18 protein-coding genes are annotated in these 23,147 nt (G+C 70.7%); 13 read left to right on the top strand and 5 right to left on the bottom strand.

All coding sequences use genetic code 11. The features are described from left to right. The 3 genes from WME85_RS33480 (at nt 1) to WME85_RS33470 (ending at nt 2,333) form a co-directional block, all read left to right on the top strand. Entirely contained in the window at nt 1-585 is a 585-nt protein-coding gene (locus tag WME85_RS33480; protein WP_437827168.1) for a gamma carbonic anhydrase family protein, read from the top strand. Beyond that, nucleotides 582-782, top strand: coding sequence for a sulfur carrier protein ThiS (thiS, locus tag WME85_RS33475; RefSeq protein ID WP_437303111.1), 201 nt, complete (start codon nt 582-584; stop codon nt 780-782). Before WME85_RS33480 ends, thiS begins: the two co-directional genes overlap by 4 nt. 99 nt (nt 783-881) lie before the next feature. Next, the gene (locus tag WME85_RS33470) at nt 882-2,333 is read left to right on the top strand and encodes a VanW family protein (protein WP_437827167.1); all 1,452 of its coding nucleotides are present in this window, start codon (nt 882-884) and stop codon (nt 2,331-2,333) included. An 84-nt stretch (nt 2,334-2,417) separates the two neighbouring features. On the opposite strand, the gene WME85_RS33465 is transcribed toward WME85_RS33470, so the two are convergent. The 3 genes from WME85_RS33465 to WME85_RS33455 form a co-directional block, all read right to left on the bottom strand. Then, nucleotides 2,418-3,644 (bottom strand): cytochrome P450, encoded by a 1,227-nt coding sequence (locus WME85_RS33465; protein WP_437827166.1) that lies wholly within the window; start codon nt 3,642-3,644, stop codon nt 2,418-2,420. 94 nt (nt 3,645-3,738) lie between these two features. After that, complete coding sequence (locus WME85_RS33460) at nt 3,739-5,325, bottom strand: DHA2 family efflux MFS transporter permease subunit (protein WP_437827165.1); 1,587 nt, start codon at nt 5,323-5,325, stop codon at nt 3,739-3,741. Nucleotides 5,326-5,338: 13 nt separating this feature from the next. Beyond that, entirely contained in the window at nt 5,339-6,580 is a 1,242-nt protein-coding gene (locus WME85_RS33455) for an HlyD family secretion protein (protein WP_437827164.1), read from the bottom strand. 194 nt (nt 6,581-6,774) lie between these two features. On the opposite strand from WME85_RS33455, the gene WME85_RS33450 reads away from it, so the two are divergent. The 4 genes from WME85_RS33450 (at nt 6,775) to WME85_RS33435 (ending at nt 10,982) form a co-directional block, all read left to right on the top strand. After that, a complete protein-coding gene (locus WME85_RS33450; protein WP_437827163.1) occupies nt 6,775-7,476 on the top strand; it encodes a TetR/AcrR family transcriptional regulator in 702 nt (233 codons plus the stop codon). Between the two features lie 262 nt (nt 7,477-7,738). Beyond that, entirely contained in the window at nt 7,739-9,115 is a 1,377-nt protein-coding gene (locus WME85_RS33445; RefSeq protein ID WP_437827162.1) for an ABC transporter substrate-binding protein, read from the top strand. Further along, nucleotides 9,112-10,110, top strand: a complete 999-nt coding sequence (locus tag WME85_RS33440) for a carbohydrate ABC transporter permease (protein ID WP_437827161.1) — start codon at nt 9,112-9,114, stop codon at nt 10,108-10,110. Before WME85_RS33445 ends, WME85_RS33440 begins: the two co-directional genes overlap by 4 nt. Next, nucleotides 10,110-10,982 carry a carbohydrate ABC transporter permease gene (locus WME85_RS33435; RefSeq protein ID WP_437827160.1) on the top strand — a complete coding sequence of 291 codons (873 nt, stop codon included), beginning with the start codon at nt 10,110-10,112 and terminating at the stop codon, nt 10,980-10,982. Before WME85_RS33440 ends, WME85_RS33435 begins: the two co-directional genes overlap by 1 nt. Nucleotides 10,983-11,483: 501 nt before the next feature. Here the strand turns inward: WME85_RS33435 and WME85_RS33430 are convergent. Further along, nucleotides 11,484-12,446: an MBL fold metallo-hydrolase gene (locus WME85_RS33430; RefSeq protein ID WP_437827159.1), complete on the bottom strand. Its 963-nt coding sequence runs from the start codon at nt 12,444-12,446 to the stop codon at nt 11,484-11,486. Nucleotides 12,447-12,921: 475 nt separating this feature from the next. On the opposite strand from WME85_RS33430, the gene WME85_RS33425 reads away from it, so the two are divergent. Beyond that, nucleotides 12,922-13,476, top strand: a complete 555-nt coding sequence (locus WME85_RS33425) for a hypothetical protein (protein WP_437827158.1) — start codon at nt 12,922-12,924, stop codon at nt 13,474-13,476. Between the two features lie 59 nt (nt 13,477-13,535). Here WME85_RS33425 and WME85_RS33420 read toward each other — a convergent pair whose 3' ends face one another. Continuing rightward, entirely contained in the window at nt 13,536-14,498 is a 963-nt protein-coding gene (locus WME85_RS33420) for a LysR family transcriptional regulator (RefSeq protein WP_437827157.1), read from the bottom strand. A 268-nt stretch (nt 14,499-14,766) separates the two neighbouring features. Here WME85_RS33420 and WME85_RS33415 point away from each other — a divergent pair, with 268 nt between their 5' ends. The 5 genes from WME85_RS33415 (at nt 14,767) to WME85_RS33395 (ending at nt 23,123) form a co-directional block, all read left to right on the top strand. Then, nucleotides 14,767-15,315 carry an ester cyclase gene (locus WME85_RS33415; RefSeq protein WP_437827156.1) on the top strand — a complete coding sequence of 183 codons (549 nt, stop codon included), beginning with the start codon at nt 14,767-14,769 and terminating at the stop codon, nt 15,313-15,315. Between the two features lie 557 nt (nt 15,316-15,872). Beyond that, on the top strand, nt 15,873-17,561 hold the full coding sequence (locus WME85_RS33410) for a glycoside hydrolase family 5 protein (RefSeq protein WP_437827155.1): 1,689 nt from the start codon (nt 15,873-15,875) through the stop codon (nt 17,559-17,561). 667 nt (nt 17,562-18,228) lie between these two features. Further along, a complete protein-coding gene (locus WME85_RS33405) occupies nt 18,229-19,149 on the top strand; it encodes a transposase (protein WP_437827154.1) in 921 nt (306 codons plus the stop codon). Nucleotides 19,150-19,776: 627 nt separating this feature from the next. Further along, nucleotides 19,777-19,938, top strand: a complete 162-nt coding sequence (locus tag WME85_RS33400; RefSeq protein ID WP_437827153.1) for a hypothetical protein — start codon at nt 19,777-19,779, stop codon at nt 19,936-19,938. Nucleotides 19,939-20,345: 407 nt separating this feature from the next. Then, nucleotides 20,346-23,123, top strand: a complete 2,778-nt coding sequence (locus tag WME85_RS33395) for a hypothetical protein (RefSeq protein WP_437827152.1) — start codon at nt 20,346-20,348, stop codon at nt 23,121-23,123. Nucleotides 23,124-23,147: the final 24 nt, after the last annotated feature.

The raw sequence follows: 23,147 nt of genomic DNA, 5'->3' as shown, positions 1-23,147 counted from the left end.
GTGGCGCTGGTCCTCGACCTCGACGGGGTGTCCCCGCGACTCGGGCGCGACGTGTTCCTGGCGCCCAATGCGACGGTGATCGGCGACGTGGAGCTCGGCGACGAGGCGAGCGTGTGGTTCGGCGCGGTTCTGCGCGGGGACATCGGCGCGATCCGCGTCGGCCCGCGGACCAACGTGCAGGACCTCGCGTGCCTGCACCTGACGAGCGGCGTCTCCCAGACGATCATCGGCGCCGACGTGACCATCGGGCACGGGGCGATCCTGCACGGCTGCCGCGTCGGGGACGGGTGCTTGATCGGGATGGGGAGCATCCTGCTCGACAACGTCGAGATCGGCGAGGGCTCGGTGGTCGCCGCGGGCGCGGTGGTGCCGCCAGGGAAGGTGTTCCCGCCGCGGTCGCTGGTGCGCGGCAACCCGGCCCAGCTGCTGGGCGAGGTGCGGCCGGACCAGGCCGAGCTCGGCAGGATGGGCGCCGCGAGCTATGTGGAGAACGCGCGCCGCTTCCGGGCGGCGCTCGCCGCGTCGGCGGCCGGGGAGCCCGGCGCCGCGGCGCGCGGGGTGGTGCAAGGGGTGAAGAAGCCATGAACATCACGGTGAACGGGGAAACGCGCAGCGTGCCGGCGTCGGTCACGGTGCGTGGTCTCGTCGAGCTGCTCGGTCTGACCGAGGGCCCGGTGGCGGTGGAGCGCAACGGCGAGGTGGTGCCGCGGGCCGAGCACACCGCCGCAGAGCTCGCCGAGGGCGACGTGATCGAGATCGTGCACTTCGTGGGCGGCGGCTGAGCGCCGCGGGGCTCTCCCCGCCGAGCGGTTTTCTCTTCTCTCTCGCGAGCTTGGCGATCTTCCAGTCCGTCCGCGATCCGGCTACCATGGTCAGCCGCAGTGGATACGAGGGCCCTCGTCCTGGTCTTGGCGCTCGGCGGATCGGCCGGCGTGGGCGCCGCCGTGGCGGTGCACGACGCGCTGCCGGCGTCGCCGGTGGTCCGCGGCCTCTCGGTCGGCGAGCGCTTCGTGCCGGACGGGGCCTCGCCGGCGGCCTGGCTCGCGGCGCGGCGCGACGCGCTGCGCGCGCGCGTCGTCCGGTTCCGCCACGACGAGGTGGAGGTCGCCGCGACGCTCGGCGAGGCGGGCGTCGAGGTCGACGTGGGCGAGACGCTCGCGGCGGCGGAGCGCGTCGGTCATGAGGGCCCCTGGGCGCGGCGCATCCGGGAGGCCCGGCGCGCGCGGCGCGGCGAGATCGACGTGCCGCTGGTCTGGGCGGTCGACGAGGAGCGGGCCCGCGCGCTGCTCGAGCGGCTCGCCCCCCAGGTCTACCGGGTGCCGGTCGACGCGCGCCTCGACCTCGCGAACCGGCGCAAGATCCCGGAGCGGGCCGGCCGGGAGCTCGACGTCGACGCCTCCCTCAAGGCGCTGCGGGCCGGGACCTACGAGGAAGAAGAGCGCATCGAGCTCGCGGTCCGGTACACCGCGGCGCACGTCGCCGTCGCCGATCTGGTGAGCGTCGACGTCACCCGGGTCGTCGCGGCGTACGAGACGAAGTTCAAGCGGCACGGCAAGGAGGCCGGGCGCGCCGTCAACATCAAGAACGCCGCGTCCAAGATCGACGGCACCATCCTGGCGCCCGGCGAGACCTTCTCGTTCAACGCCCACGTCGGCCCGCGGACGCGCAAGAACGGGTTCACGATCGCCCCGGAGATCCTCGGCGACGAGACCGTCCCCGGCTACGGCGGCGGGACTTGCCAGGTGTCCAGCACGCTCTTCGCCGCGTCGCTCTTCGGCGCGCTCGACACGCCCGACCGCCAGAGCCACTCGCGCCCGAGCGCCTACATCCCCATGGGCCTCGACGCGATGGTGACCTACCCGGAGTCGGACCTGAAGATCAGGAACACGCTCCCGTTCCCGATCATGATCCACGCGTACCTGCCCACGCCCACCGTGCTCCGCGTGGAGATCCTGGGCGGAGACCCGGTGGCGGAGGTCGCGCACCAGATCGGCGCCGAGCACACCGACGATTTCATCCGCCGCATCTACGTGAAGTCCGAGCTGTCGGAGGGCAAGGTGCGCCGCCACCAGAAGGGCTCGTGCGGCTACGACGTGAGGTCCTTCGTGACCGTCCGGTACAAGGACGGCCGGGTCGGCGAGCGCAGCTACACGAGCGAGTACAAGCCTGCGCCCGAGGTCTTCTGGGTCGCGCCGGGCTACGATCCGCAGGCGCTGCCGGCGCTCCCCGAGCACGCGAAGGCGGTGGAGGAGCTCCAGGAAGGGGAGGTCCCCGCCGCGGCCGAGGAGCAGGCCCCCGCCGCCGAGGCGCACGGCGACGCCTACTCGATGTGAGCGCGGCCGCGGCGGCTCGCTGCGCCCACGGCCCGGCCCCCGAGAGCGACGGCGTGCCCTGCGGCGAGCGTGGAGGGCGCCTCGTCACGCGGCCCGGGCGGGCCGGTCGAAGCGCAGGCGCAGGCTCCGCAGCCCCCGCAGGCTGAACGAGCCGCTCCACGACAGGGGCCCGGGCTCGCGCGAGAAGGCGGGCAGCCGCCGGAGGATCTCCTCGAAGGCGAGCTTCCCTTCGAGGCGGGAGAGGGGCGCGCCGACGCAGAAATGGATGCCGAAGCCGAAGGCCACGTGACCGCGCTGCTCCCGGGTGATGTCGAACCGGTCCGGGTCGGGGAACTGCGCCGGATCCCGGTTCGCGGCGGCGATGAGCGGCATGACGATCGCGCCCTTCGGGATCGTGACGCCGGAGAGGGTCACGTCCTGGGTCGTCCGGCGGGTCAGCATCCGGACCGGACCCTGGTAGCGGAGGACCTCCTCGATGAAGCCCGGGATCAGGCCGGGATCCTCGCGGAGGCGGCGGAGCGCGTCCGGGTGCTCCAGGAGCGTGAGGGTGCCGTTGCCGATGAGGTTGGTCGTGGTCTCGTTGCCGGCGATGAGCAGGAGGACCACCATGCTGAGCACGTCGTCCCCGGTGAGCACGCCGTACTCGACCTCGCCGCGGATGAGATCGCTGATGAGGTCCTCGCGCGGCCGGCGCTTCCGGTCCGCGATCATCTCGTGGAAGTAGGCGCGCATCTCGCGGCGGCTCCGGAGGATGAGCTCGATCGCCTCGTCGTCGAGCCGCTCGGCGCCCACGGGCGTGTTGACGGTGTCGTCGGACCAGCGCTTGAAATCGGCGCGGAGGGACGGATCGACGCCGAGCATCTCGGCGATGACCGTGACCGGCAGCGGCACGGCCAGGTCCTCCATCATGTCGAAGGCCTCCTTCGCGAGGATGCGGTCGACGTGCTCGGTCGCGATGTCGCGGACCCGCGCCTCGAGCTGCGCGATCGCCCTCGGCGTGAACGCGCCGCTGATGAGCTTGCGCATCTGGGTGTGGACCGGCGGATCGCTCGTGATGATGTTCACGTCGCCGGCGGGCATGGGCTCGCGCAGGAGCCGCTCGTCCAGGAGCTGCCGCCGCGCCTCGAAGGTGCCGGCGGACGAGAAGATCTCCGGGTGCTTGAGCACGTGCACGACGTCGTCATAGCGGCTCACGGCCCAGTAGCCGCGGGGCTCCACCTGGCAGACTGGCGCCCTCTCCCGCAGCGCGGCGTAGTGAGGGTGCGGGTCTTCGATGACCTCGGGCGCGAGAAGATTGAACGCGTGACTCATGGTTCCCTCCGTTGCTCGGGCGCGGCGCGCGGCGCCGGCCCATGGTGAATTCGCGACACGGCGGGCGAGGGCGACGGGGCGCTCCGCCAGCGGCTCAGTGTCCGGCGGACACGGCGCGGCCCCGGCCCTTGCCCAGCAGGAACACCAGCGGGAGCGTGGCGATCACGAGCACCGCCGTCACCCAGAAGGTGTCGTTGAACGACATCACGGCGGCCTGCAGGTTCACGATCCCGTCGAGGATGTGGAGCGCCTTGTCGCGCGCGTCCGCCGCGTCGAACCCCTTCGCGACGAACCCCGACGCGTACGCGGCGATGCGCTCCAGGGTCCTCGGGTCGCTCGCCCCCACGTCGCTCACCAGGACCGCGCGGTGGAACGCCTGCCGGTCGGCGAGGACGGTGGTGAGCACGGCGACCCCGACGCTGCCCCCGAGCTGCCGCGTCAGGCTGTAGAGGCCGGTCGCGGCGGCGATGTCGTTCTTCGGGAGCGGCCCGAGGGTGGCCATGCTGAGCGGCAGGAACATCAGCGTCGTGCCGAACGAGCGGATGATCAGCGGCCAGAACAGGTCGCCCGCGCCGGTCATGGGGGTGAGCGTCTGGAGCTGGAAGAGCGCGGCGAGCAGGATGAGCCCGCCCGCGATGATGAGCGGGCGCGGGTCGAACCGGCCCAGGAGCCGCGCCACGAGCGGCATCGAGAAGGCGGAGGCCAGCGCGCCGGGGAGCAGGAGCAAGCCGGTCTGCTGCGACGTGTAGCGGAGGATCGACTGGGCGAAGATGGGCACGGCGAAGAGCGTGCCGTAGAGGCCCATGCCGATGACGGCGGACAGGAGGCTCCCCGCCCAGAGGGAGCGGTGCCGGAGCACGCGCAGGTCGACGATCGGGCTCTTCGACGAGAGCTCGCGGTGGATGAAGAGGGCGAGGCTCACGGCCGCGACCACGGAGAACGCGAGGATGAACGGCGAGTCGAACCACTCCTCGGCGTGGCCCTCCTCGAGCACCGTCTGCAGCGAGCCGACGCCGGCCGCGAGCAGGGCGATCGCGATCCAGTCGACGCCGCCGCGCGCCCGCTCGCCCGGGACGTCCGGCGGCAGGAAGGCCAGGCACATGAGCACGGCCGCGATGCCGAGCGGGACGTTGATGAAGAAGATCCAGCGCCAGTCGATGTTCGTGACGATGTAGCCGCCGAGCGTCGGCCCGATCGTCGGCCCGGCGATGACGATGGCCGAGAAGAAGCCCTGCGCCATCGCCTGCTCGTGCTTCGGGAACGTCTCGAACAGGATCGACTGCGCCTTCGCGAGCAGGCCCCCGCCGCCGAGCCCCTGGAGCACGCGGGCGACGATGAGCATCGGCAGGCTGTGGGCCATGCCGCAGAGCACCGAGGCCGCGGTGAAGGCGATGAGCGAGAAGACAAAGTAACGCTTCTTTCCGAAGCGGTGCCCGAGCCACGCGGTGAGCGGCAGGATGATGACGTTCGCGATGGCGTAGCTCGAGACGACCCAGCTCACCTGGGTGAGCGTGGCGCCGAGCGAGTTCTGCATCTCGGTGAGCGCCACGTTGACGATGCTCGTGTCGACGATCTCGAGGAGCGCGCCGAGGGCCACCGCCACGGCCACGAGCCACCTGTTCGCGTTGGCGGGCGCGTCGGCGTAGGCCGCCGGCGGGGCCGCGATTGCCGCCTCTGCCATGGTTGCTCCTCCCTCACTTGCTCGCGTCGACCGTCAGCTCGACGCTCATCCCCGGGCGCAGGACGAGGTCTTGTGGCACGTCGTGGACGCGGATCCGCACCGGCACCCGCTGGACGACCTTGGTGAAGTTGCCTGTCGCGTTGTCCGGCGGCAGCAGGCTGAAGCGCGCGCCGGTGGCCGCGGAGAAGCTCTCGACCTCGCCGTGCACGGTCACGCCGGGGTAGGCGTCCACCGACACGCTCGCGGGCTGGCCGGCGCGCATGTGCGCGAGCTGCGTCTCCTTGAAGTTGCCGGTCACCCAGACCTGCCGCGCGGGGACGAGCATCCCCACGGCCTGGCCGGGGGAGACCATCTGCCCGGCGGAGAGGGTCTTCTTCGACACGACCCCGTCCTGCGGCGCGACGATGCGCGTGTACGAGAGCTCGAGCGCGGCCAGGTCCCGCGCGGCCTGGGCGGTCTCCATCTGGGCGTGCGCCACGCGGGCCCGGGCGCGGGCCTGCGCGATGAACGCGTCGACGTCGCTGGCCTGCTGGACCTTCGCGTTCGCCTCCTCGACCCGGCTCCACGCCTGCGTCGTCGTGGCCCGGAGCGCCGCGAGGCGGGCCTTCGCCTGCTCGAGGGACGCGCGGGCGACGTCGACGCTCGCCTGCAGCTGATCGAGCTGGGCCTGGGCGAGCGCCCCGGTCTCCACGAGCTTCCGCGCGCGGTCCCGCTCGAGCGTGACCTGCTCCAGGGTCGCCGTCGTCGAGGCGACCTGCGCCTCGCCCTCGGCGATCTGCTGCTTCGACGCGCTCGCGCTGCTGGCCGCGCCGTGCAGCGAGGCCTCGGCGACCGACTTGTTGCTGCGCGCGTTGGTCTCGGCGATGCGTTCGTCGGCGTCCGCCGCGTCGGCGCTCGCCCTGGCCGCCGAGAGGGTCGCCTCCGCCTGGGCGAGCCGCGCGCGCGCGGGCTCGGCGTCGAGCTCGGCGAGCACGTCGCCCGCCTTCACCGCCTGGTTCTCCGCGAAGAGGACCTTCACCACCAGTCCCGACGCGCGCGCGGGCACCGACACCACCTCGCCGTCGATCTGCGCGTCGTCCGTCGTCTCGATCCCGCGGTGCGTGGCGTACCAGCCCACGCCCGCCGCGGCGGCCAGCGCGACCGCCGCCGCCGTGATGCCGACCGCCTTGCTCGGCTTGCCCGCCTTGACCGCCCCGGAGATCGCCTCCGGGGCCGCCTCCGGCTCTCGTGGGAGAGCGCTCGTCGTCGTGGACATGGTCGCCGCCTGCTCCTCGTCGCCCTCTGGACAGTCGGCGCAACGAGCGCCCGAATCCTAAGGCAACCTGCTGTTGCGATAGTGTTATCACGAGGGCTACCAAAAGCAACTATTAGTTGCCATAGTTGGATCAAGCCGCCTCCATCGGCCGCGCCGTCGTGGTTGAATGGAGGGCCCTCGCGATGCGGACCTTCATGCCGTCCACCCCGAGAGAGCCGCCTCCGGCGGAGCCCGTCCCCGCGGCGGAGCGCCGTCGCACCGGCGCGCGCGGCGCGCGGCACGGCGGCCGCAGCGAGCGGGTGGTGCGCGCGGTGATGCACGCGGCCGCCGCGGAGATCGCGCGGGTGGGCTACGCGGCGCTGCGGGTGGAGGACGTGGCCGCGCGGGCGGGCGTGAACAAGACGACGGTCTACCGCCGCTGGCCGACGAAGGCCGAGCTCGTCCAGGCGACGCTGCGCTCGGTCGCCGAGGACCGCGATCCCCCGCCGGACACCGGCTCGGTGCGGCGCGATCTGCTCGAGCTCATCCGGCGCTTCATCGCCGTGGCGTCCACGCCCGAGGGGCACGGCCTCTACCGCATGGTCCAGGCCGAGCTGCACGTGCCGGAGGTCGACGCGCTCGTCCGCACGCTCCGCGACGAGCGCCTCGCCCCCTGGCGGGAGGTGCTCGCGCGCGGCGTCGCGCGCGGCGAGCTGCCGCCGGGCACCGATCTCGACCTCCTCGGGGAGATGATCCGCGCCCCCGTGACGACCCGCCTGTTCCGCCTGCGCGCGCCCGTCGACGACAGCTTCCTGGAGGCCATCGTCGACGTCGTGGTGCTCGGCGCGAAGGGCGGCGGCGCGCTCCGCCGCGCGCAGCTGCCCGCCGCGCCGCCGCGCCCTCCGCACCAGCGCTGATCCGGGGGCGCGCCCGCGCACCCACCGGATTCACCGGCGATTCGATGGATAAAATCTCTCCCTGAAAAGGGGAGATAAAGGCAACTCAGGACGATCGCGTGGTCGCCCATGCGCTCCGGGAATATTCCTCTGGACGGTGGGTGACATCGATGTAGATCGCCGCAGCAGCCGGGGGACCGAGGGTGAGCTACGGCTCGGCTCGGTCGCGGGCGACAGGCCACAAGCGAGCCCTCTGCGGCGAGAGCGCGCGAGCAGAGGGCAGATGCAGAGGGCGCGAGCACCGGGCAGAAGCGGAGATCCTGAGCGGCAGCCGAGCCGCCGCGACCTCCTCGCGGGCGCGGGGGCGATCGCGGGCCTGCTGCTGCTGGGCTGCCGCGGCGACCCGCTCGACGTGCGCGATCAGGCCGCGGTCGCCGCCGGCGGCAGCCGGGGTTACGCGGGCCCGGCGATCGATCTCGCCTTCTGGACCGGCTTCACCGGGGGCGACAGGCCGCCGATGGAGCGGCTCGTCGAGCGGTTCAACCGCGAGCACGACAACATCGCCGTGCGGATGAGCGTGACCCGCTGGGGCGACTTCTATCAGAAGGTCCCGGCCGCGGTCGACAGCGGCCATGGGCCCGACGTGGCCGTCATGCACGCGGATCAGCTGGCCACGGCGGCGGTCCACCGCACCATCCTTCCCCTCGACGAGGTGACCCAGGCGCTCGGCCTCGGCGCCGGCGACTTCACCCGGACGCTCTGGGACGCCGGCGTCTTCAGGGGGCGCCGCTACGGCATTCCCCTCGATGTGCACCCCCTCGGTCTCTACTACAACCGCGCCGTGCTGGCCGACGCCGGCCTCGACGACGCCGCGCTGCCGCGCTCCCGGCGCGACTACCTGGCGGTGCTCGAGCACCTCAAGGGGAGGGGGGTCCAGGGATCGTGGGTGTCGCCGGTCCTGTACACCGGCGGGCTGATGTTCCAGTCGCTCCTGTGGCAATCCGGCGGCGAGCTGTTCTCGCAGGACGGGGCCCGGGCCACGTTCAACTCCGAGGCTGGCGTCGAGGCGCTGGGCTTCATGCTCGACCTGATCAAGCGGGGTTACAGCCCGCGCGACGTCGGCCAGGACGCCGACAGCATCGCCTTCACCAACAACCGGAACGCCTTCATCTGGAATGGCATCTGGATGATCAACGCCTACAGGGCGATCCCCGGGCTCCGGTGGGGCGTCCTCCCGGTGCCCACGATCGGCGCGCGGCGGGCGGTCTGGGCCAACTCGCACAACCTCGTGCTCCCGCGCCAGCCCTCGGCGGCTTCCGGCCGGGGCCGACTCGAGGCCTCGGTGGTGTTCGTCGACTGGCTCAGCAGGCACTCCCTCGAGTGGGCGAAGGCCGGCATGGTGCCGGCCCGGCGCGAGGCCCGGGAGAGCGCGGCGTTCCAGCGCATGACGGAGCAGGCGACCTTCGCCGAGCAGCTCCCGGTGGTCCGCTTCCCGCCGGCGATCGCCGGGGTCGACTCGGTGCGGGCGTCCACCCTTGACCTCGCGGTGAACGAGGCCGTGCTGCTGCGGGTCGCGCCGCGAGAGGCCCTGAACCGCGCGGCCCGCGAGGCCGACGCGCTGCTCTCGGACAACCTGAGGAAATTCGGGAGGGCCTTGTGACAGCGATCGAAGTACCCCTCGTGGAGCCCGGCCGCGCCGCGGCGGACGGCGGCGCCCGGAGCGCTGCTCCTGGCGTCGGCCGCCTGCGGCGCCACGTCGCGCGCTCGGCGCGGTGGGCTCCCTACCTGTTCCTCGCGCCGTACCTCGCGCTGTTCGGCCTCTTCGTCGTGGTGCCGATAGCCCTTGGCGTGTGGCTCAGCCTCCATGACTGGGACCCGTTCCTGCCGACGAAGCCGTGGGTGGGGCTCGACAACTACGCCGATCTGTTCCGGTCCGGCTCGCCGATCCGCGGCAATTTCTGGCGCGCGCTGCGGGCCACGGCCATCTTCACGGCGCTGAGCGTGCCTGTCCTGGTGACGCTCCCGCTGGCCCTCGCCCTCGCGCTCAACCAGCGCTTTCGGGGCCGGTCGTTCTTCCGGGCCATGTTCTTCGCGCCCTACGTGCTCGGCGTGGCGGTCGTCGCCCTGATGTGGCGGCTGTTGCTCGACCCCCACATCGGCGTGATCAACCACCTGCTGGGCAAGGTGGGTTTGCCCGTCGACACGGGCTGGACCACGGCGGTGCCGTGGGTGTGGGTCTCGCTGGTCGGGATGACGGTGTGGTGGACGCTCGGCTACAACGCCGTGATCTACCTGGCCGGGCTGCAGAACATCCACCGGGAGCTCTACGACGCCGCCCGGATCGACGGCGCGACCCGCTGGCAGCAGTTCCGCAACGTCACCGTGCCGGGGCTCAGGCCGGTGTTCGTGTTCGTGGTGACCATGACCGTCCTCGGGTCGGCCAACATGTTCGGGCAGGCGTACCTGGTCACCGGCGGCGGGCCTGGCAGCGAGACCCGCACCACCATCATGTACATCGCCGAGGAGGGGTTCCGGAACTTCCGGCTCGGCACCGCGGCGGCCATGAGCTACGTCCAGGCCTTCTTCCTCGCGCTCGTGAACCTCGCCATGTTCCTCCTGTTCTTCGGGCGGGGCAGCGACGAGGAGATCCATTGATGCTCGGGCTGCGCGGGCTGCTCGAGCGCGCCTGCCCTGTCCGCCGCCGGCAGATCGGAAGGGCCCTGTCGTATGCCCTGCTGATCCTGCTTGCCGTGGTCTATCTCGCGCCGGTGATCTGGATGGCGCTCACCTCGCTGAAGTCGCCGCCGGAGGCGACGGCGGTGCCGCCCACGCTGGTCCCGGCGCGGGTGACCGTGGAGAGCTACGCGGCGCTCGCGGGCCCGAGCTCCCAGGCGCCGGTGTTCCGCTGGCTCCTGAACAGCATCGTGGCCGCCGCGGCCCACGCGCTGCTCGTGCTGGCCACGGCGGCGCCGGCGGCGTACGCGCTCGCGCGCATGGAGTTCCGCGGCAAGCGGCTCGTTCTCGCGGCGATCCTCTCCACGCTGTTCATCCCGCCGATCGTGTTCCTGCCCGCGAACTACCTGATCGTCAGGGCCCTCGGCTGGCTCGACAGCCTCCCGGCGCTCGTGGTGCCGCCGGCGGCCTCGGCGTTCGGCGTCTTCTTCCTGCGCCAGTTCTTCCTCGGGCTCCCGCGCGAGCTCGAGGAGGCGGCGGCGCTCGACGGCGCGAGCCGGCTCGAGGTGTTCTGGAAAATTGTGCTGCCCCTGTCGAAGCCGGCCCTGGCGACGCTGGCCGTGCTCAGCTTGCTGAGCAACTGGAACGACTTCCTCTGGCCCATCTATGTGCTGTTCAACCCGGAGAAGCTCACGCTTTCACCGGGCCTCGCGCTGCTGCAAGCGGCCCACGCCACGGATTACGCGCTCGTCACGGCGGGCGCGGTGGTGGCCAGCGTCCCGATCCTCGCGGTCTTCATCGCCGCGCAGCGTTACGTGATCGAGGGCGTCGCGCGCACCGGCCTCAAAGGATGATCGGCGCGAGGGCGCGGCGCGAGGGCGCGGCGCAACGACGCGGGCAGAACGGCGCGAGACCACGCGAGGTGCCGTGAAACGCCGCGCAACGTGAGCGCGACGGCGGCGCGCCGGAATGGACATTCCCTGTCCGCGCACGTCCTCGGCGTCGCTTGACCTGGAGTCGCACTCGGGGGAAACTCTCGGTCCACGACGGCTGACGGCGCCCCCTGCGCGCGGCCTCGTACCGCGTTGTGAAGGCTCGTCCCTGGTTTCATGAGAGAAGAAACCACAGCGGCACAGAGGGCACAGAGGAGAGAAAGAAAGACTCTGTAGCCTCTGTGCTCTCTGTGCCTCTGTGGCTCGTCTTCGTCTCCTCACGGGGCCGGGGACGAGCCCGGGCGACGCGGTAGACAGACGCCGCGAATCGCCTGTTGCCACGGACGACTGGCGTGCCCTTGGCTTATCTTTTCTTACCTCTTGCCCTGGTGGCTGAATGACCGTCGTCTTCTTCTGGTTCCTTCAGCGCGGTCTCCGCGCGAGCTCGGCCATGAGGCCGAAGAGATCGAGCACGCCGGGCGGCGCGAGCTGGCCTCCGCTGAACTCGCGGTAGAGCGTGTGCACGTTCACCGCGATGCGCTCGGCGTCGCTCCAGCTCGCGTAATCGCCGAGCGCTATATCGCGGGCGGCGTCGGCCGGGGGCATGCCGGCGTCGTAGCGGCGCCGCGCCTCGTCGCGGATGTACACGAGGTAATCGCGGACCGCGCGCACGCCCTTCCGGTCCGTGAGGGGGCCGTGTCCGGGCACGATGACGTCGACGTCCGCCGCGAGGATGGTATCGCAGGCCTTGATCCAGTTGCCGACGGGCCCTGCCCACATGATCGGCGTCACGTCGATGAAGAGGATGTCGCCGGTGTAGATCACGCGGTCCGCGGGCACGTGCACGAGCAGGTCGCCCTGCGTGTGCGAGGGGCCCACCTCGATGAGGCGGACCTCCTTGCTTCCGACCGTGAGCGTCAGCTCTCCGTCGAAGACCCGGGTGGGCGCGGTGGGGGCGATGCCGTCGAAATCGAAGGCGCCGAAGCAATGGAGGAGGTAGTCGCCCAGCGGGCCGGCGGCGCCGCTGCGCGCCTGTCGCATCACCGTCGCGAGCATCGGCGCGGGGACCTCGTCCATCTCGGCGGCGCCGGCGCGCGTGGCGACGATCGTCGCGCCGGCGACGAGCGCGTTGCCGTAGCAATGGTCGCCGTTCGCGTGGGTGTTCACGACCGTGCCTATCTGCGCCGCGGCGGGGGTCGCCGCGCGCATGGCGTCGAGCATCTCGCGCGTGTGCTTCAGGTCGAAGAGCGTGTCGACGAGCAGCGCCTCGCCGTCCGAGGTGACGAGCCCCGCGTTGCTGAGCCCCCAGGTGCCGGCCGGCTGGAGATAGGCGAAGCAGCCGTTGCCGACGTCGTGCAGCCCCTGTTCATACCGCCGTTGGCTCATGGATGTCCTCAGTGCCCGAGCGCCCCTGGCCGCGTCTCCGGGCCTCGGAGCGTAGGTCATCCGCCGGCCGCCCTGGAATCGAAATCGACCCGCCCGGCGGCGGCGTCGACGCGAGCAGGCGCGCGCGTGGCGCGAGGCGGGCGCGCGTGGCGCGAGGACGGGAGGGGGAGGGGGCGCGGGTGGCTTTCGCGAGCGCTGGCGGGAGCGCTGCTACCAGGCGTAGGCCTCCGGCGCCTCACCGCCGGGGCCCGGGAAGATCTCGTCGAGCCGCCTCATGTCGCGCGGCCATGAGCCGGCTCGGCGGGCGGCGGATCTGACCGGCGCGGGGCTATCGGATAGGAGCCGCGCTTCGGGCCCCGTCGCGGGGCGGCGAGCGCGCGATGTGACGGCTGCTCGCGGTCAGCGCGGCGCGCCGCTTCCTTGATGCGCTGCCGTGCTTCACATACGCTCTTTTCGCCGAGGCGAGGAGACGACCATGTGGCAGCACGAGGACACGGAGATCGAGCACTCGGAGGACGTCCACGACGAGGCGCGCGGGCTGCGCGGCGTCCGGTTCACGATCGATATCGGTCCCATTGACCCGCTCGACGCCGCCGCCCTCTACTGGGATCAGCACGGTCAGGCGCGTGAGCTCTTCCCCGGCGCCGAGTGCGCGATGCAATCGGGATCGTACCGCGAGCCGAGCTTCGTTGTCCGGATGAGCGTGCCGCTCCCGGGCGCCGGGGCCCTCATGCAGACATCGCGGTACTCGGCGCAGCGGGTCTCGCCCGATGTCGTCGAGATCAGCGTCGATGCGTTCGAGGAGAACATGCTGTGGTCGCGAGGGCTCGGGACGTACCGCTTCTCGGCGGGCGCCGGCGGGACGACGCAGCTCGAGGTGACAAGCCTCTATGCGCCCAGGGTGCCGATCAAGGTCCTGAACCAGGCGGCGCTCGCCGCGGCCCGCGCGCACCAGCGGCGTTACCTGGCCGGGCGCCGCCCGACGGCCGAGGAGAGGGAGCAGTTCCTGGCGGCGATCGGCGGCGGATAGGGGTTCTTGGCGCGCGCGCGACGGGGGGGCGGGGGAGGGGGGAAGGTCGACGGCGCGGCTCAGCCGCGGCGCTTGCGGTGGGGCGGTGACGGCGGCTCGGCGCGCGGCGTCGCCGCGGCCAGCACCGCGGGCTCGCGCGCGGCGAAGCGCTGCTGGAGGAAGTCGACGAACAGCCGCGCCCGGGCGGGCAGGAAGCGCCGGCTCGGGTAGATGACGTGCACGGCCGAGCTCGGCATGGGCAGGTCGGTCAGCAGCGGCACGAGGCGCCCGGCGTCGATGTCGGCGGCGACATCCCAGATCGATTTGAAGGCCAGCCCGTGGCCGGCCACGGCCCAGTCGCGCACCAGGTCGCCGCTGTCGGCCATGAGCTGGCCCGAGGGGCGGACGGTGTGGAGCCCCTGCTCGGTGCGGAAGGTCCACGCGAGGGGGCGCATGCCCGGGCGCTGCAGCACGATGCACGCGTGCGCGTCGAGGTCCGCGAGCGCGCGCGGCCACCCGCGCCGCGCGAGGTAGGCCGGCGCGCCGCAGACGACGCGGCGGCTCCGGGCCAGCCGGCGCGAGACGAGGCGCGAGTCGGAGAGCGCGCCGATGCGCACGGCCACGTCGACGCCGGCCTCGAACAGGTCCACCACCCGGTCCGACAGGCTGACGCGCACGCGGAGCTGCGGGTGCGCGGCGGCGAAATCGGCCGCGGCCGGCCCCACCCACTGGCGGCCGAGATCCACCGGCGCCGACACGTGCAGGAGGCCGCGCGCCTCGGCCTGCCCGGCGGCCACCGCGAGCTCGGCCTCGCTGACGTCGGCGAGGATGGCGGCGCAGCGCTCGTGGTAGGTCGCGCCCTCGCTGGTGAGCGTGAGGCGCCGCGAGCTGCGCTGCAGGAGGCGCACGCCGAGCGCCGTCTCGAGCCGCGTCATGCGCTTGCTCGCCACGGCCGGCGAGAACCCGAGCTCGCGCCCCGCCGCCGACAGGCTGCCGCTCGCGACGGCGCACACGAACAGCTGCATGTCCTCCAGCTCGACCATCGCGCGCGCTCCAGCGAATGGCGGGCAGGGTAGCTCGCGGCGGGGCATCTTCAACTTTTTCGAAAAGCTGGTTCGACGATCGCGGTCGTTCTCATCCTCGCCGGAAAGGATCAAGGTGGTCCTGTCGCCGCGCCGGGGCCGGCCTCCGGTGCTCGCGCCGCGGGGCCCGCTGCGCCCGGCGCGGCGACAGGACCCTTCAGCCTGTCAGCGCTGCCGGCCTACGCGCGCTGCAAGGCAGTCAAGGCTCGTTGTTCCAAGGAGACATGTCATGAGAAAGCCCGTCTTGATCAGCGCCCTCTCCCTCTCGCTCTTCGCCGCCGCGAGCGCCTGCTACACGCAGGGCGCCGGCGCGGACGACCTGCCGGCGCCGCGGTCGATGGTCGTCGACGCGAGCCTGTCGAAGGCGCAGGCCGACGCCGAGATCCTCGCGGCGCGCCGCTTTTACGCGTTCTGGAGCACCGGCGACGCGAGCTACCTCGACGCGGCGATCGCGCCGAGCTTCACCGACCGCACCTTGCCCGAGGGGCGCCCCCAGGGCCCGGCCGGCCCGGCGTTCGCGTCAAAGGGGTTCCGCGCCGCGGTGCCGGACCTTACCTGCGAGGTGGAGCAGCTGATCGTCGCCGGCGACCGCGTTGTGGCGCACCTGCGCTTCCGGGGCCACTTCACCGGCACCTTCGGCGACAGGAAGGGCGCCGGGCAGCGTGTGGACTTCATCGCCACCGACATCCTGCGCGTGCAGGAGGGGCGCATCACCGACAACTGGCACATCGAAGACAACCTGACGCTGTTTCAGCAGCTCGGTGTCGTGGCGCAGTGATGCGCTGCATCTGGTGAGAGCACCGATAGGTTCTGGCCATCGGGCCTCTCGGCCACTACCCGAGCTCTTCCGGGGGACGAAGCCTGCGCCGCGCCGCGCGCCGCGCGGCGCGGCGCGGCGCGGCGCGGCTTCAACCTCGAATCGAGCTCTACCGTTCACCGGGCGCACGGATTCGGCCTTGATCCGGAAGTCAAGCGCCTCGTGGCGCCGTCACACCGTATAGCCATGCTGCACCGCGTCGGCTGGAGTGATAGAGCCCCTACGATCCGCTCCCGCGGGAAAGCGACACTCTATCAATAATTGTCCCGACATCGGGGGGCACGTCCCATCTTGACCCCCTGTTTCTTGACGGGTAATGTTCAGAGCCGGTCGGCAACCCGTCGGCGTTGCTTGTTTGTGAATTCCGCGCAGGGGCGACTTCGAGCGCGAGCAAACGTTGAACTTGGACTGGCCTACGGTCGAACCACGGATGCGATCGCTCGGAACCGTGTGCCGTGCGCTGAATTTGTCTTAACGAAAAGAGCGAACCTATGAGAATCAGAGGAAGCCATATCTTCTTGTGTTCCTTGTCCATCGCCGGGCTGCTGGCCATCGGCTGCGGCGGTGACAGCTCGAGCGGCGCCACTGGGGGCGACACGGGTTCGGGCGGCGCGGGTACGGGCGCTGGCACCCCGACCGGCAGCGGCGTCGGCGCTGGCACCCCGACCGGCAGCGGCGTTGGCGCTGGCACCCCGACCGGCAGCGGCGTCGGCGCTGGCACCCCCACGGGCTCGGGCGTGGGCGGTGGCGCGGGCGTCGGCGGCGGCACGACCAACCCGGACGGGAAGCCCACGCCGGAGACCGCCGGCGTTCCGGGTAAATTCCGGGTCAAGCGTGAGAACGGCAAGCTGACGGACAACGGCACGGAGTTCCAGGTTCGCGGCGGCAACTGGTTCGGGCTCGAGGGACAGGACGATCTCGAGCGTCCCGGCGCCATGGAGCTCTTCATCGGGTCGATGTGGTGGGCGGAGAACAGCGCCCCGCGCACCATCGAGAAGACGATGAAGGAGCTCACGAGCTCTGCTCTCAAGTTCAACACGATCCGGCTCCCCATCGCGCCGCAGACCCTGGTCGCCAACCACCCGGACGGCAACTACAGCACCATGACCCCCCGGATCAGGAACAACGATCCGGACGTGTACCCGTACGCCAACGCGTACGAGGCGTTCACGGACTTCCTCAAGCAGGCCGACGCGAACGGTCTGTACGTCATCATTGGCATCCACTCCTGCTCGAACCACATCGGGTGGCGCAAGGGCAGGCTCGATGATGCCCCGCCCTACGTGGACAGCAATCGCGAGAACTACGATTACAAGGCGGACGACTACAACTGCAAGACCGGCGAGGACGCCTACAACTACGACAAGTGGCTCGCGGACATCCGCACGATCGCGCAGCTGCCCAAGAAGCTCGGGATCGACAACATCCTCGGCATCGATTGCTTCAACGAGCCGTGGAAGTACTCCTGGTCCCAGTGGGCGGACATGGCCAAGGCCTGCTACGACACGATCGCCGCCGAGAACGACGACATCATCGCGGTGGTCCAGGGCGTGTCGGGCAGCCACCAGATCCCGGGCAAGGAGGGCCTGGAGCTGGAGCCGGAGCCCCACGGCGATCCCGACCTCAACCCGAACTGGGGTGAGAACCTGACCGGACAGGCGACCTATCCGATCCAGATCCCCAGGGATCGCCTCTGCTTCTCGCCGCACACCTACGGGCCTGCAGTGTTCGTCCAGAAGCAGCACGTCGATCAGACCCAGGCCGGGTGCGCCGGGCTCGAGGACGAGGAGGCCGCCAAGGCCAAGTGCGGGCTGATCACGGAGCGGAGCAACGCAGCGGCCGTCGCATTGCTGGAGAAGCAGTGGGACGAGCACTTCGGGTACCTGCACGACCAGGGGTTCTGCGTGCTGACCGGCGAGTACGGCGGCGTGAAGGACTGGCCGAAGAACGAGATGGATCCGGGCCTCGCCCAGATGTGGGCGCACTTGCCTGCTGGCAAGCGCTACGACTGGGAGTGGCAGAACATGTACACGGACTACCTCATCAAGAAGGGGATGACGGACTTCACGTACTGGTCCATCAACCCCGAGTCGGGTGATACGGGTGGCATCTACGGCCACAAGTACACCGACGCCGACAAGACGGGCTGGGGCGCCTGGACGGAGCTCGACTCGGAGAAGGTCGAGATGCTGGCGCGTCTCAAGTAGTCTCAAGTAGACCGAGTCGCGGATCATGAAGACCGCCCGCAGGCCTGGACCTGCGGGCGGTTTTCTTTTGTGGGCGGAGCCTGTGACCGAGGTCTCGGCCGGTCCGGCCCAGGAGCTTACCGCATGGAGGAGCGCATCGACGAACACGTCGCCGAGCCACCGCGCGGGCGCTTCGCCGGGGGACCACGGCTTGGGTGCGCCGTCGTGTGAGCTCGCCCGGGCCATGTGCCCGCGGGGCGAACGAGCCGGCGCGGCCTCGGCCGCGGCCGGGAGGCTGGGTCTCGCTACGCGCGGGCGAGGTCGACACCGAGGGCGACCTCGGGCGACCTCAACCCGGGTGGGGCGACCTCGGCGACCTCAACCTGGGTGGGCGACCTCAACCTGGGTGGGCGACCTCGGGTGGGCGACCTCAACCTGGGTAGGCGACCTCAACCTGGGTCGGATCGCAGCGCAGCGACCCCAGCCTGCGTCGGGTCACCAGGTCACCACCACCGCGACCACCCCGGGGCGATTCCAACCTGGGTCGGTTGGGCGGTTGGGCAGCGTGGCGCCGTCGGCGGATGGCGGCGCCTGGCGAAAACCAGCGGCCGCCACCCTCCGAGCCGGCCAAATGCATGAAACTATTCACGCCGACTCTCGGCACGGGGCTTGTCTATGTGCTCCGGCCATGAGCCAGCCTCGCGAGATCGCTCCAGGCGCAACCTACCTGATTACCCGTCGCGTCCTACGCCGGCATCTGCTGTTACGCCCGGATACGGCCATGAACCAACTGTTGGTTTACGCCCTCGCTGTCTCGGCGCGCCGCTATGGCGTCGAGGTCCATGCCCTTTGCGCGATGTCGACGCATCTGCACCTCGTCGTGACCGATGTGCAGGGCGTGCTGCCACGCTTCCTGCAGTTCTTTCACCGCCTCGTCGCACTGGGCACAAAGGTGCTGCGGACGTGGGATGGGCCGGTATGGGACCATGAGCCCACGAGCGTAGTGCGGTTGCTGACGCGTGCGGCGGTGGTGGAGAAGATCGCGTACGTGCTTGCGAATCCAGTCGCTGCTGGCCTTGTACGGCATGCAAAGCAATGGCCAGGGATCAAGGTGGATGTCGACGAGCTCGGTCGTGGCGTGCTGCATGCGACGCGTCCCTCAGCATACCTCGACCCGGAAAATCCGCAATGGTTCGAGCAAGCGACGCTCCCGCTCGCGTTACCGCCAGTCGTCGAGCATGAGCACGCGGAGGGCTTCCGCCATCAGGTGGCTGACGAGCTGGCGCGCCAGGAAGAGCGAGCCCATGCGGAGATGGAACGGAAAGGACTCCGTTTCTTGGGGGCCGAGCAAGCCAGCAAGATCTCTCCCTACGAGCGAGCCACGAGCTTCGAGGGGCTGCATGACCGTAATCCGACCTTCGCAGTCGGTCGTGATCAGGGCGATGCGTGGCGAATCGCTGCTGCCGCTGTGAGTGCGTTCCGCGCGTCGTACCGAGCGGCGCTCGAACGATGGCGTACTGGCGTACGCAGTGCCGTTTTTCCGGCGGGCACGTGGTGGATGCGGATGTTCCATGGCGTCGATGTGAGCGACATGGTGCTCGGGGCGTAAGATCGCCCGGCGCGATGGCGAGTCGGGCAGGAGTGGTCGGCAGCTCCGATGCGCCGTCGTGGCGGACGTACGTTCGCAGGAGACGGAGCGGGTGGCGCATCCTTGATGCCGCATTACGGGAATGAATTTCGTGAGTCATGAGCGTGCCAGAGCACGTGTGGCAGCACGAGCTTCGGATTGACGAAGGCTCCGCTTGGCTGGTGGCACTTTGGGCGCTAGCGGAAGACCTATGAATCGACGGTTCAACCAGGACCGCGGTGCGCCGAGCGAGTCGCGCAACCGGGATGGTGTCGCGGTTGGATAGTGCAGCCGGGGGCCGCGCCGGAGCCGCGCTGGAGCCGTGCCGCTGGAGCCGCGCAACCTGGGTCGGGTCGCGGCGCAACCTGGGTCGGGTCTCCCGGTCTCCCCAACCTGGGTCGGGTCCCCCCCGGCCTCCCCAACCTGGGTCGGGTTCCCTCAACCTGGGTCGGGTTCCCTCAACCTGGGTCGGGTCCCTGGGGTCGGGTCCCTGGTCCCTCCAACCTAGATCGGGTCCCCCGGGTCGGGTCTCCCGACGACACGCCAGCGGGCGAGATCCGTCGGGCCGTCGCGGCCGGCACCTTCGAGGCGAAGGGCGATCCCGAGAAGATGGCGCAGGCCACGATCGACTCGGCCTACCCCAGCCCCGCGCCCCGGCGGCTCGCGCTAGGCAGCGGCGCTTACGCCTCGCTCCGCGCGGCCTCGACCGACCCCCTCGCCGCCCTCGCCGCCCAGAAGCACATTGCGCTCTCGACCGACGGCAACGACTGAAGCCTCGCGCCGCAACGTCGCCGGACGCAGGATGAAGACGCGCGCGCGAGCTCTCTATCTCACGGCGTCGACGCCGCCGAGGCGACCTCCCTTCGCGGCCGTCTCATCGTACAGCCACGCTGCACGCGCCGGCTGACCGCTCGCGCCCCCTGCGCGGCCTTCGCAGGAAATCGTCGCCGTGATCCATGATGCATCCGCGCTTCGGAGAAGCCGCACGTCAGCGCCACCTCAATCGGTGACCGCCCCCATTCCTCCAATGCAGGCATCCCCACGAAACGCCGCTGTCACGGGCGCGACCGTCGGGAGTTTGCCTCAGGGACTCCACGAAACACTTGATTCCAGGGCGCCACCGTGCGGTTCTATGCTGAGGGGATACTTCGCTCTACCCCGATTGCAAGGAGGTCAGGATGCTCCCACATTACCATCCACGCTCTCCCAGTTCCCTGCTCATCGCGACCGCCATCCTCGTGTGCCTCGTCGCCGCGCGCCCGGCGGAGGCGGCTCCTTCATATACCCTCTTCGAGAGCGGCCAGGTCCGACCGCTCGCGCTCTCACCGAGCCGCACGCTGCTCCTCGCCGCCAATACCCCCGACAACCGCCTGGAGATCTTCCGCGTCACGTCCGGTGGTCTGGCACACCTCTCTTCCGTGAGCGTGGGCCTGGAGCCCGTCGCCGTCGCCGCGCGCAGCGACAGCGAGGTCTGGGTCGTCAATCACCTCTCGGACAGCGTCAGCGTCGTCGACGTCTCGTTTCCCTCGCGACCTCGGGTCGTGCGCACGCTCCTCGTCGGGGACGAGCCGCGCGACATCGTCTTCGCAGGTCCCGGGCGCTCGCGCGCGTTCATCACCGCCGCCCACCGGGGCCAGAACGCGCCCTTTGATCCGCAGCTGACCACGCCCGGGGTCGGCCGCGCGGACGTCTGGGTGTTCAACGCGAACGCCGTCGCGAGCGACCCGTCGCTCGGAGGTGCGCCCCTCACGATCCTCACCCTCTTCACCGATACCCCGCGGGCGCTCGCGGTCAGCCCGGACGGGGCCTCCGTGTACGCCGCCGGCTTTCACACCGGCAACCGCACGACCGCCGTGCACCGCGTGCTCGTCGAGGAGGGCTGGGGACTGCCGCCGCCGCTCACCAATTTCCTCGGCGAGCCGCAGCCGCAGACGTCGCTCATCGTTCAGCACGACGGCGCCCACTGGGTCGACATCGCGGGCCGCAGCTGGGACGACGAGATCAGGTTCTCGCTGCCCGACAAGGACGTCTTCGTCATCGACGCCACGGCCAATCCCCCGCGCCAGCGCCCGGGCAGCGCAGGCTTCTACACCGGCGTGGGCACCATCCTCTACAACATGGCCGTCAACCCGGTGAACGGGAAGATCTACGTCTCCAACACCGAAGCGTTCAACCTGGAGCGCTTCGAGGGCCCGGGCACCTTCGCCGGATCGAGCGTCCGAGGACACCTGCACGAGAGCCGGATCACCGTGCTGGGCGGCGGCTCGGTCACGCCGCGGCACCTGAACAAGCACATCGACTACACGACGTGCTGCGCTCCCGTGCCCAACCCGGAGAACGCAAAGAGCCTGGCCACACCGCTCGATATGGCCGTGACCCATGACGGGTCGAAGCTGTACGTCGCCGCGTTCGGATCGAGCAAGATCGGGATCTTCAAGACGGCCGAGCTCGAGAGCGGCACCTTCACGCCGAGCCTCGCGAGCCAGATCCAGGTCAGCGGCGGCGGGCCGAGCGGGCTCGCGCTCGATCAGCCGCGCGGCCGGCTCTACGTGCTCACGCGCTTCGACAACTCCATCTCGATCATCGACACCGCCGCGCGCGCCGAGATCGTGCACCTCGCGCTCCACAACCCCGAGCCGCCGAGCGTGGTCCGCGGGCGGGTGTTCCTCCACGACGCGAGCTTCACGTCGAGCCACGGCGACTCGTCGTGCGCGAGCTGCCATGTCTTCGGCGATCTCGACAGCCTGGCGTGGGACCTCGGCAACCCGGACGACACCACCCGGACGAACGCTGGGCCGTTCACGAGCATCAACCCGCCGTTCCCCGCCGACACGACGCTGAAGCCCATGAAGGGGCCGATGACGACCCAGAGCCTGCGCGGGCTCGCCAACCACGGTCCGATGCACTGGCGCGGCGACCGCACCGGCGGCGACGACGAGCCCACCGCGCAGCCGGACAGCGGGGCGTTCAACGAGCGCGCGGCGTTCAGGCGGTTCCAGGCCGGCTTCACGAACCTGCTCGGCCGGCACGCCCCCATCCCCGAGGACGACATGGAGGCGTTCACCGACTTCATCCTCCAGATGACGTATCCGCCGAACCCGATCCGGAACCTCGATAACTCCCTCAACCCCGATCAGCAGGCCGGGCGCGATCACTTCGTTCGCGAGGGCGTCGACGGGACGTTCTCGTGCGCGTCCTGCCACAGCCTGGATCCCGACGCGAACGCCGATACAGACGAGCCTTTCCCTGGCTTCTTCGGGACGGACGGCGCGAGCGTAGGACAGGAGAACGGCCAGAGTTTCAAGAACCCTCACCTGCGCAACCTGTACCAGAAGGTCGGCATGTTCGGCATGGCCGCGGTCCCGAGCCTCTTCTTCCCGGGGGACAACGGCTTCATGGGCGACCAGATCCGCGGGTTCGGGTTCATGCACGACGGCGTGATGGACACGCTCTTCCGCTTCCACCAGGCGATCGGGTTCGAGGAGAGCGGCTTCACGCCGAACGGCTTCCCCCTCGACGCCTCCGGGGAGATCCTGCGCAGGCAGGCCGTGGAGTTCATGCTCGCGTTCGACTCGAACCTCGCGCCGATCGTCGGGCAGCAGGTGACGCTCGGCGCGCACAACGCGGTGGCGGCCTGGCCGCGGATCGACCTCCTCCGCCAGCGCGCCGAGGCCGAGGAGTGCGACCTCGTGGCGAAGCTGCCGTTCTTCCTCGAAGAGGTCGGCCTGCTCTACACAGGAGGTGGCCAGTTCATCACGGATCGCAGCGCGGCCGCGCCGGTGAGCGACCTCGGGCTGCGCTGGTTCTCGGTCCTCACCGGGCACCCGGTGACGTACACGTGCATGCCGCCCGGCTCGGGCGCGCGCTCCGGCGTCGACCGCGATAGCGATGGAATCCGCGACGGCGACGAGCGCGACGCCGGCACGGACCCGGCGGATCCGTCGAGCCCCGGGTGAGCGAGCGCCGCGCTCCGGTGCGCG

Origin of the sequence: Sorangium sp. So ce1153 (assembly GCF_051521595.1) — a bacterium.
Taxonomy (GTDB): domain Bacteria; phylum Myxococcota_A; class Polyangia; order Polyangiales; family Polyangiaceae; genus Sorangium.
This window is presented reverse-complemented; position numbering and strand designations above follow the sequence as displayed.